Annotated in this window: 7 protein-coding genes; 2 read left to right on the forward strand and 5 right to left on the reverse strand. The window is 70.9% G+C overall.

The window, feature by feature from the left end; all coding sequences use genetic code 11:
- Positions 1 to 121: 121 nt before the first annotated feature.
- From CCN51_RS19765 to CCN51_RS19785, 5 genes are read right to left on the reverse strand one after another with little or no spacing between them, the layout of a single operon-like run.
- Positions 122 to 2572, reverse strand: a complete 2451-nt coding sequence (locus tag CCN51_RS19765) for a SpoIIE family protein phosphatase (RefSeq protein ID WP_043492381.1) — start codon at positions 2570 to 2572, stop codon at positions 122 to 124.
- Between the two features lie 35 nt (positions 2573 to 2607).
- Positions 2608 to 3615 carry an ABC transporter permease gene (locus tag CCN51_RS19770; protein ID WP_014181341.1) on the reverse strand — a complete coding sequence of 336 codons (1008 nt, stop codon included), beginning with the start codon at positions 3613 to 3615 and terminating at the stop codon, positions 2608 to 2610.
- Positions 3608 to 5131, reverse strand: coding sequence for a sugar ABC transporter ATP-binding protein (locus CCN51_RS19775; protein WP_014181342.1), 1524 nt, complete (start codon positions 5129 to 5131; stop codon positions 3608 to 3610). Before CCN51_RS19775 ends, CCN51_RS19770 begins: the two co-directional genes overlap by 8 nt.
- The gene (locus tag CCN51_RS19780) at positions 5128 to 6135 is read right to left on the reverse strand and encodes a sugar ABC transporter substrate-binding protein (protein WP_014181343.1); all 1008 of its coding nucleotides are present in this window, start codon (positions 6133 to 6135) and stop codon (positions 5128 to 5130) included. Before CCN51_RS19780 ends, CCN51_RS19775 begins: the two co-directional genes overlap by 4 nt.
- Before the next feature lie 8 nt (positions 6136 to 6143).
- Positions 6144 to 7478, reverse strand: coding sequence for an enolase C-terminal domain-like protein (locus CCN51_RS19785; protein WP_014181344.1), 1335 nt, complete (start codon positions 7476 to 7478; stop codon positions 6144 to 6146).
- 165 nt (positions 7479 to 7643) lie between these two features.
- Here CCN51_RS19785 and CCN51_RS19790 point away from each other — a divergent pair, with 165 nt between their 5' ends.
- The gene (locus CCN51_RS19790) at positions 7644 to 8420 is read left to right on the forward strand and encodes a FadR/GntR family transcriptional regulator (RefSeq protein ID WP_078610754.1); all 777 of its coding nucleotides are present in this window, start codon (positions 7644 to 7646) and stop codon (positions 8418 to 8420) included.
- Positions 8417 to 9859, forward strand: coding sequence for an amino acid permease (locus CCN51_RS19795; protein WP_014181346.1), 1443 nt, complete (start codon positions 8417 to 8419; stop codon positions 9857 to 9859). Before CCN51_RS19790 ends, CCN51_RS19795 begins: the two co-directional genes overlap by 4 nt.
- Positions 9860 to 9984: the final 125 nt, after the last annotated feature.

Raw genomic sequence — 9984 nt, forward strand, 5'->3', positions numbered from 1 at the left:
GCCGCCCACCGGCCCCCGCGGCCGAACGACATCCGCACGCCGTCCCCCCTTCCTGACTTTGGCGTCCAGTGTGGGGGAGGGACACGATCGCGAACAGGGCGCGGGTGCGCCGGGGTGCGCCTCATGCCGGGGCCGGAAGGTCCTGCTCGGCCCAGATGAGCTTGCCGCCCTCGGTGTAACGGGTGCCCCAGCGGCGGGTCAGCTGGGCGACGAGGAACAGGCCGCGGCCGCCCTCGTCAGTGGTGCGGGGGTGGCGCAGCCGCGGCGAGGTGTTGCTGGCGTCGGCGACCTCGCAGATCAGCACGTCGTGCCGGATCAGGCGCAGCCGGATCGGCCCGGTGCCGTGGCGGATGGCGTTGGTGACCAGCTCGCTGACGATCAGTTCCGACGTCGTCATCAGCTCGTCGAGGCCCCACTCGGCGAGCTGGCGTACCGCCAGGGAGCGGGCGCTGGCGACCACGGCCGGGTCGGTGGGCAGGTCCCAGGAGGCGACATGGCCGGGGCTCAGGGAGTGCGTACGGGCCAGGAGCAGGGCGACGTCGTCGGACGGCGGGCGGGTGAGCAGGGCGTCGATCACCGTGGAGCAGAGGTCTTCCAGGGGCAGGCCGGGCTGGGCGAGCGCGTTGCTCAGCCGGGCGAGGCCGACATCGATGTCCTGGTCGCAGGTCTCGATGAGGCCGTCGGTGTAGAGGGCGATCAGGCTGCCCTCCGGGAGCTCGAGTTCGGCCGATTCGAAGGGCAGCGACCCCAGGCCGAGCGGCGGCCCGGCGGGCAGGCTGGGGAAGGTGACCTCGCCGTCCGGGGCCACGATGGCGGGCGCCGGATGCCCGGCCCGGGCCATGGTGCACCGCCGGGTGACCGGGTCGTAGACCGCGTACAGGAAGGTGGCGCCCAGGAGCGAGGCGGAGACGTCCTGATCGCCCGCCCGTTCCTCGCCGAGCCGGATGATCAGGTCGTCGAGGTGGGCCAGCAGTTCCTCGGGCGGCAGGTCCATGTCGGCGAGCGTGTGCACGGCGGTACGTAGCCGGCCCATGCCGGCCGCGGCGTTGATGCCGTGCCCGACCACATCGCCGACCACCAGGGCCACCCGGGCGCCGGACAGCGGGATCACATCGAACCAGTCGCCGCCCACACCGTGGCGTACGTCCGTGGGCAGATAGCGCGACGCCACCTCGAGGCATGGGCTGCCGGGCAGGTTGTGCGGCATCAGGTTCCGCTGGAGGGCCAGGGCCGCGGTGTGTTCGCGGGTGTAGCGGCGGGCGTTGTCCACGCACAGCGCCGCCCGCGCGACCAACTCCTCGGCCAGCAGCAGATCGTCCTCCTCGAACGGGTCCGGGTGGCGGGAGCGGACGAACGAGGCCACGCCCAGGATGGTGCCGCGTGCGCAGATCGGCACGACCATCAGGGAGCGCATCCCGAACTCGCGGACCCTCTGGGCCCGGGCCGGGTCGTCGCCGGTCCACGCGGCGACGGAGGCGTCCATCACCGGGTCGAGCACCGCTTCGCCGGAGAAGAAGCAGCAGGCGAAGGGCGAGGCCTGGGAGATGGAGATGGGGTCTCCTAGCGAGGCGATGGACTCGGGGGTGCCCTTATGGATGGAGGCCTGTCCGGCCCGCCGGAACGCGGGCAGCGTCTTGTGCCGCGTGGCGATGGGCTCCGCGCCGTTCAGCACCGACTCCAGCAGATCGACGGTGACGAAGTCGGCAAGCCGCGGTACGGCGAACTCCGCCAGCTCCTGGGAGGTCCGCATGACGTCCAGGGTGCTGCCGATCTTCGTACCGGCCTCGTTCAGCAGCGCCAGCCGCTCGCGCGCCCGCCATCGGTCGGTCACGTCCATGCCCATGTAGCACACGCCCACGGGGTGGCCGTCGGCGTTGTCGAGCCGGAAGAAGGAGGTCGAGTACGCGTGCTCGCGGTACGGATCGGCCATGGTCCAGCCCCGGTACTCGTAGTCGATCACCGGTTTGCCGCTGTCGAGCACCTTGCGCATCTGCGCCTCGAGCGCGGCCGTGTCCAGGCCGGGCAGGGAGTCCGCCATCCGGCGGCCCAGCCGCTGGTCGCGCGGCACCCCGCCGTAGCGCTCCAGCGTGTCGTTCATCCATACGTACCGCAGATCCGGGCTGAGGACCGCCATGCCGATCGGCGAGCGGACGAGAAACGCCTCCAGCAGCGATCCGCTCAGCGCCCATGTGGGGATCTTCGACAGATCGATCGCGGAGACCAGCCAGCAGCTTCGCCCGCAGAACTCGGAGCTCGGGGAGACCCCGGTGAGCCGCAGGCCGACCTCGACCAGCCGCCCCGAGCGGTGCCGCAGCGTCACCAGACCGCCCCAGCTGCCCTGGTCGCGGCACTGCTCCGCGATGCCCTGCGCGGTCACCGCGTCCTCGGGGCTGGCCAGCAGCATCGAGGCAGGCTTGTTCAGCACCTCGGCAGCCGGGTAGCCGAGGAGGCGCTCCGTGGCGGCGGTCCACCCGACAACGGTGCCCACCGCGTCGACCACCGCGGTCGCCGCGTCGGCCATGTCGAACGGGACGTGCGCTTCGGTTGGAACGATTCCCTCGGGGCTGGTCATCGCCCGTCCCATCTGCGGAGATATTTCCCTTAATACTATGACTCCTGCGCCTCACCGGTGGTGAGGCGGGCCACGATCAGGGCGAGCAGGATGATGCCGCCGTAGATCGCCTGGATCCAGAAGGCCGACACCTGGGCGAGGGTGAGCAGGTTCTCCAGCATCCCCAGCAGCAGCGTGCCCAGCAGGGCGCCGAGCAGGGAGCCCCGGCCGCCCCGGAGGCTGATACCGCCGATCACCGCGGCCGCGAAGACGGTGAAGATCATGCCGCTGCCCTGGTTGGCGTCGACCGCGCCGACCCGCCCCGCGATGACCAGCCCCGCGACGGCCGACAGCGCCCCGCCGACCACCAGGACCGCCCAGCCCACCCGCGCCACCCGGATGCCCGCCGCACGGGCGGCCGGGGCGTTGCCGCCGACCGCGTACACCGCGCGGCCGAAGCGGTGGTAGCGCAGAGCGAACCCGGCCACGGCGAAGCATCCGGCGCTCACCCAGACGCACAGCGGCAGCCCCAGCCAGTTCTCGGAGCCCAGGGCGAAGAAGGCCGGCGGGGCGTCGAACAGCGTCCTGCCGGAGACCAGGCCGATCAGGACCCCGCGCAGCACGATGTTCATCGCGAGGGTGACGATGAAGCCGTTGAGCCCGAGCCCCACGATCAGGGCGGCGTTGACCGCGCCGATCAACGCCCCCGCCAGCGGAATGATCAGCAGCCCCAGCCAGGCGGGCCAGCCGGTGCCGAAGCCGCCGGAGGCGGCGGGGATGACGACCAGGAAGCCGAGCGCGGGCGCCAGGCCTGCGATGGACTCCAGGGACAGATCCATCCGGCCGCTGATCAGGATCATCGCCTCGGCGAGCACCAGCAGCCCCAGCGCCGAGGAGGCGCCCAGGATGTTGATCAGGTTCTGCCGCTCCAGGAAGGTGTCATTGGTCAGCGCGCCGATCACCAGCAGCAGCACCACCGCGGGCAGCAGCGCGAGATCGCGGATCCGGAACCGGGCGGCGCGCCGGACCGGGCCGGCGGGGGAGGGCGCGGCCGGGTCAGCCATCGCCGGCCGCCACCCCTTCGACGGCGGCGAGCAGTTCACCGTCCCGCCAGCCCGCCGGGTACTCGGCCGTGACGAAGCCGTTGAACATCACCAGCACACGGTCGCAGACCCGCAGATCCTCCAACTGGTCGGAGACCACCAGCACCGCGCGCCCCTCGGCCCTGGCCCGGATCGCCGCCGCGAGCAGGGCGCGCTTGGCCCCTACGTCCACCCCCGCCGTCGGGTCGATGAGCACCAGCACCCTGGGGTCGATGGCCAGGGCGCGGGCCAGGACCACCTTCTGCTGGTTGCCGCCGGACAGCTCGCTCAGCGGCTGGGCCGGCCCCTCGGTGCCGATGCCGAGGTCCGCGATCGCCCGCCGGGCGACGGCGTCCCGCGCCTTGGGGGCGATCAGGCCCAGCGGTCCGAGCCGTCCGCTGATCGGCATGGTGATGTTCTCGGCCACCGACAGCAGCGGCACCAGCCCCTCGTGGTGCCGGTCGCGCGGCAGACAGCCGACCCCGGCGGCCAGCGCCGCCGGGACGCTGCCGGTGCGCAGCGGACGGCCGAAGATCCAGGCGCGGCCCCCGGAGGCGCGGTGCAGCCCGGCCAGCGCGGCCCCGAGCTGATGGCTGCCGGAGCCGGCAAGACCGGCCAGGCCCACCACCTCACCGGCCGCGACGGCGAGGCTGACGTCGTGGAAATCCGGGCTGCTCAGCTGCTCCAGGCGTACGGCGGCGGGCGCGGTCGCGCCGAAGGGGCGCGGCGGCGGTGCGGTGTGCGGGACCGGCAGACCGCCGCGCTCACCGGTCATCGCCTCGATCAGCTTCCCCGGGGGCATCGCGCCGACCGGGGCGGTGACGATCCGGCGGGCGTCGCGCAGAACGGTCACGGCCTGGCAGACCTCGTACACCTCCCGCAGATGGTGGGAGATGTAGAGGAAGGTGACCCCGGCCTCCTGGAGCCGCCGCATATGGGCGAAGAGCCGGTCGGTCGCCCGGGAGTCGAGCTGGGCCGTCGGCTCGTCCAGGACGATGAAGCGGGTGCCGCGCGAGAGCGCCCGCGCGATCTCCACCAGCTTGGTGTCCTCGACGCTCAGCCCGCCGGCCCGGGCCGTCTCGTCCACCGGTACGCCCCACTCGTCCAGCAGCGCGCGGGCCTGCCGCCGCATCCGCCGCCGGCTGATCACCCGGCCGCGCGGGGTCACTGGCTGACGGCCCAGGAACAGGTTCTCCGCCACCGACAGCTCGTCGATGGTCGTCGACCGCTGGTAGACGCAGGCCACCCGGCGGCGCCAGGCCGCCCGGTCGGCGAGGGCGGGAGCGGGCCCGCCGTCGTACCGCACCGTGCCGCGCTCCGGCCGGGTCAGCCCGGTGAGGACCGACACCAGTGTCGACTTGCCCGCCCCGTTGCGGCCGACGAGGGCGTGCGACTCACCGGCCTCGACGGTGATCCCCGCGTCCATCAGGGCCACCGTGGGCCCGTACCGCTTGGTGATCCCGATGGCCTCGACGAGCGGGGGCCGGGCGCCGGTCATCGGCGGTTGCCCCACAGCGCCGGGTCGTCGACGTTGCGCCGGGTCACCAGCGGCGCGGGGAGCTGGTCCTGGAGGATGCCCCCGGGCAGCTCGACGATGGTGCTGCCGTGGTCAGTGCGGCCGGGGTGGAAGGTCTTCCCGGCCATCGCCCGCTTGATGTAGTACATGGCGTACTTGGCGTAGAGATCGGCGGGCTGGGAGACGGTCGCGTCGATGAGGCCCTTGCGGATCGCGGTCAGCTCCTGCGGGATGCCGTCGTTGGAGACGATCGTGATGTGCCGGGGGCTGCCCGCCCGGACCAGTGCGTTATGCCGCTGGAGGGTCCGCAGGGTGGGCGCCAGATACACCCCTCCGGCCTGCATATAGATGCCCTTGATGCCGGGGTTCGCGGTGTACAGCGCCTCCAGGCCGGCCGCGGCCTTGTCCGCCTGCCATCGGGCCGGGATGTTCAGCACCTTGATCGCCGGGTAGTGCCGCGCCATGCACCCGGAGAAGGAGGACGAGCGGTCCCGGCCGTTGACCGAGGCCAGATCGCCCTGGATCTGCACCACCTTGCCCGACTTCACGGCCCGGCCCAGGACCTGGCAGGCCTTACGGCCGTACGCGCGGTTGTCGGCCCTGACCACCATCGCCACCTTCCCCGTCCGCGGGGCTACGTCGACCGCGACCACCGGGACATGTGCGCGCTGCGCGGCCCGCAGGCCGGCGGCGATGGCGGCGGAGTCGATGGGCGAGACGACCAGGCCCTTGACGCCCTCGGACAGCAGGTTCTCGATATCGGTGATCTGCTTGCCCGAGTCGCCGTTGGAGTTCACGGTGGGGAGCGCCCGGACGCCCTGCTTAAGGGCCTGCTGCGGGATGTCCTGGTTGTAGGCCTGCCAGAACGGCGAGGTGAGAAACGGGATGACCACGCCGACCCGGCCGCCCGCCGGGTGGCCGCCACAGCCCGTTGCGGCCGGTCCCAGGGCCAGGGCGAGAACGACGACGGCGGTACGCCCTTTCATGCCACCCCTCATGCCACCCCCTGCGCCCGCTCGGCGAGCCAGACAGCACCGTTGGGGTAGGAGTACGCGTGCAGCGAGGCGGGACGCAGGGTGGAGCTGAACCCGGGGACGGAGGGGGCCGTGTACCGTCCCCGGGCGATCACCGCGGGATCGGTGAAGTGCTCGTGCAAATGGTCGACGTACTCGACCGTCCGGTCCTCGAGCGTTCCACTGACCGCCACATAGTCGAACATGGCCAGGTGCCGCACCAGCTCGCAGAGCCCGACGCCCCCCGCATGCGGGCATACCGGGACCCCGAACTGGGCGGCGAGCAGAAGGATTGCCAGATGCTCCGGGATCCCCGCGACCCGGCAGGCGTCCAGCTGCAGAATGTCGAGGGCCTGGGCCTGCAGCAGCTGTTTGAAGACCACCCGGTTGGCCGTGTGCTCACCCGCCGCAACCTTCACAGGTGCAACGGCACGGCGAATCGCGGCGAGCCCCAGGATCTCGTCGGGGGAGGTGGGCTCCTCGATCCAGTACGGGTCGAACCCGGCCAGTGCGCGGGTCCACTCGACCGCCTCGCCCAGCTCCCACCGCTGATTGGCGTCCAGGGCGATCCGGATGTCCGGGCCGACCGCCTCGCGGGCGATCCGGCAGCGCCGGATGTCGTCCTCGAGATCGGCGCCGACCTTCAGCTTGATCTGGGTGAACCCATCGGCGACGGCCCGGCGGGCGGCCGAGGCGAGGTGGGCGTCGGAGTAGCCGAGCCAGCCGGGGGAGGCGGCGTAGGCGGGATAGCCCTCGGCCCGCAGCCGGGCCTCGCGCTCGGCCTTGCCGGGCTCCGCGCGGCGCAGGATCAGCAGCGCCTCATCGGGGGTCAGGGCGTCGGCGAGGTAGCGGAAGTCCGTGAGGGCCACCAGCTCCTCGGGGGTGAGGTCGGCCAGCAGCTTCCACAGCGGCTTTCCGGCCCGCTTGGCGTGCAGGTCCCACAGGGCGTTCAGCACGGCGCCGATCGCCATGTGCGTGACGCCCTTGTCCGGGCCGAGCCAGCGCAGCTGGCTGTCGCCGGTCAGCGCGCGGTAGTGGTCGGCCAGGCCGGTGAGGGTTCCGTCGAGCTCGGCGCCGGTCAGGTGCGGGCGGAGGGCGTCGATGGCCGCGACCGCCACCTCGTTGCCCCGGCCGATGGTGAAGCAGAAGCCGTGGCCCTCCAGGCCGTCCGGGGCGTCGGTGCGGATGGTCACATAGGCGGCCGAGTAGTCGGGGTCGGGGTGCATGGCGTCCGAGCCGTCGAGCCGCCGCGAGGTGGGGAAGCGGACGTCGTATGCGTCGACGGCCGTGATACGTGCCCTGGTCAGCTGCTTCATGCCTGATCACGCACCCGTCGTTTGTGCCCTCGGCTGGAGCTCCGCATTCACGCAAAGAAACTCCACATAGAGCATAAACCGGGCAAAAGCCCCACTCTATGCAGTCGAGCGCTCTTTGTTGCGGAACTATTGACAACGGTTCTGTGGCCAGCTGAGTATCTGCCCGTGAACTTGTCAGACAGCCAGACAGGCGGATCAGTCCCGGCAGCCTCGTCGATCCCTCGTCGCGTCAGCGCCATGGAGGCCGTGCTCACGTACCTCCGCCAAGCCATTGAGGAGGGCGAATACGCGGTCGGCGAGAAGCTGCCGTCCGAGGCGGAGCTCTGCCGCCGGCTGGAGGTGAGCCGACCGGTGCTCCGGGAGGCGCTGCGGGCCCTGCAGACGATGGGGCTCACCGCGTCGCGCACCGGCAAGGGTACCTTCGTCATTTCCAGCGGCCCGGTCGAGGACCCCACCTTCGGTGACTACACGGCGAGTGACCTGCTCGAAGTGCGTCGGCACGTCGAGCTCCCGGTCGCCGGGTACGCGGCCGTGCGCCGCTCCGCCGAGGACCTGGACCAGCTGGCCCATCTGCTGGAGCGGATGGAGCGGGAGACCGACACCACCGCATGGGTGGCGATGGACACACTTTTCCATCTGACCATTGCCCAAGCGGCCCGGAACCCGGTATTCCGCAAGGTGATAGAGGAGATCCGCGACGCCCTGGCACGGCAGTCCGCGTTCCTCAATGAACTCGGCGACCGGCGCGAGCAGGCGAACCGAGAACACCGGGCGATTGTCGAGGCGCTGTCCGACGGCTCTGAACCCGATGCGGTGGCGGCGATGGCCCATCACCTCCAGCGTGTCGAAACAACCCTCAGCACCATCGTGCGGCGCGGCTCTGAGACCGACGACCGCACGGCAAGACCCAAGAAACCCCCGATGGAAGGCCAGCAGGAGTGAGCGAGCAGTCCCTCCGGCAGGAAGAACGCCGTCAGCACCAGACCGAGAAGTCGCCCGCGCATATCGACGCGGGCGACGCCGGGTACAGCAAGTCCCTCAAGGCCCGGCACGTCAACATGATCGCCATCGGTGGCGCCATCGGCACCGGGCTCTTCCTCGGAGCCGGCGGACGGCTCAACAACGCCGGACCCTCCCTTTTCATCGCCTACGCCGTCTGCGGCGTCTTCGCCTTCCTGGTGGTGCGGGCCCTGGGCGAACTCGTCCTGCACCGCCCCTCCTCGGGCGCCTTCGTCTCGTACGCCCGTGAGTTCCTCGGCGAGAAGGGTGCCTTCGTCGCCGGCTGGATGTACTTCCTGAACTGGGCCACCACCGGGATCGCCGACATCACGGCCGTCGCGACCTACACCCACTACTGGGGCATGTTCACCGACATCCCGCAGTGGGTGATCGCCCTGATCGCGCTCGCCGCCGTGCTGGCGATCAACCTCATCTCGGTCAAGATCTTCGGCGAGATGGAGTTCTGGTTCGCGATCATCAAGGTCGGCGCGCTCACCGCCTTCATGGCGATCGGCATCTTCCTGCTGGTCACCCGCCACCCGATCGACGACCACACCCCCGGCCCCGGGCTGATCTTCGACAACGGCGGTGTCTTCCCGCACGGCGTGCTGCCGATGCTGCTGGTCGTCCAGGGCGTCATCTTCGCCTACGCCTCGGTCGAGCTCGTCGGTGTGGCGGCGGGGGAGACCGAGAACCCCGAGAAGATCATGCCCAAGGCGATCAACTCCATCATGTGGCGCGTCGCCCTCTTCTACGTCGGCTCCGTGGTGCTGCTCTCCATGCTGCTGCCGTTCACCTCGTACTCGGGTGACGAGAGCCCCTTTGTGACGGTGCTGTCCAACATCGGCGTGCCCTCGGCGGGCGGGGTGATGAACCTCGTCGTGCTCACCGCCGCCATGTCCAGCCTCAACTCCGGGCTCTACTCCACCGGCCGCATCCTGCGCTCGATGGCGATGTCCGGCTCCGCGCCCAAGTTCACCGGCGTGATGAGCCGCACCCACGTCCCCTACGGCGGGATTCTGCTCACCGCCTTCTTCTGTGTGCTGGGCGTGGGCCTGAACTATGTGGTGCCGAGCAAGGCCTTCGAGATCGTGCTGAACTTCGCGGCGATCGGCATCCTCTCCACCTGGGCCATGATCATGCTGTGCCACCTGCTCTTCTGGCGCAAGGCGCAGGCCGGGCTGGTCAGCCGCCCCGGCTTCCGGCTCCCCGGCTCGCCCTACACCGAGATCGTCACCATCGGCTTCCTCGCCTCCGTCCTGGTCCTGATGTGGGCCGACGGCGGGCCCAGCCGGCTGACCGTCATGGCGCTCCCCGCGATCGTGGTGGCGCTGGTCCTCGGCTGGTTCGCCGTACGCGGCCGGGTGAGCGGACGGCGATGACCGCCCCCGAACGACACGACAACACCCCTACCACCACTTTGAGCACTCCCCCCTTGAACACCTCTCCTGTGAACACCTCTCCCGCAAACGCCTCCCAGGCGCTCCCCCAGCCACCGCTGGGAGGT

This window comes from Streptomyces milbemycinicus (assembly GCF_002154605.1).
GTDB classification, from domain to species: Bacteria; Actinomycetota; Actinomycetes; order Streptomycetales; family Streptomycetaceae; genus Streptomyces; species Streptomyces milbemycinicus.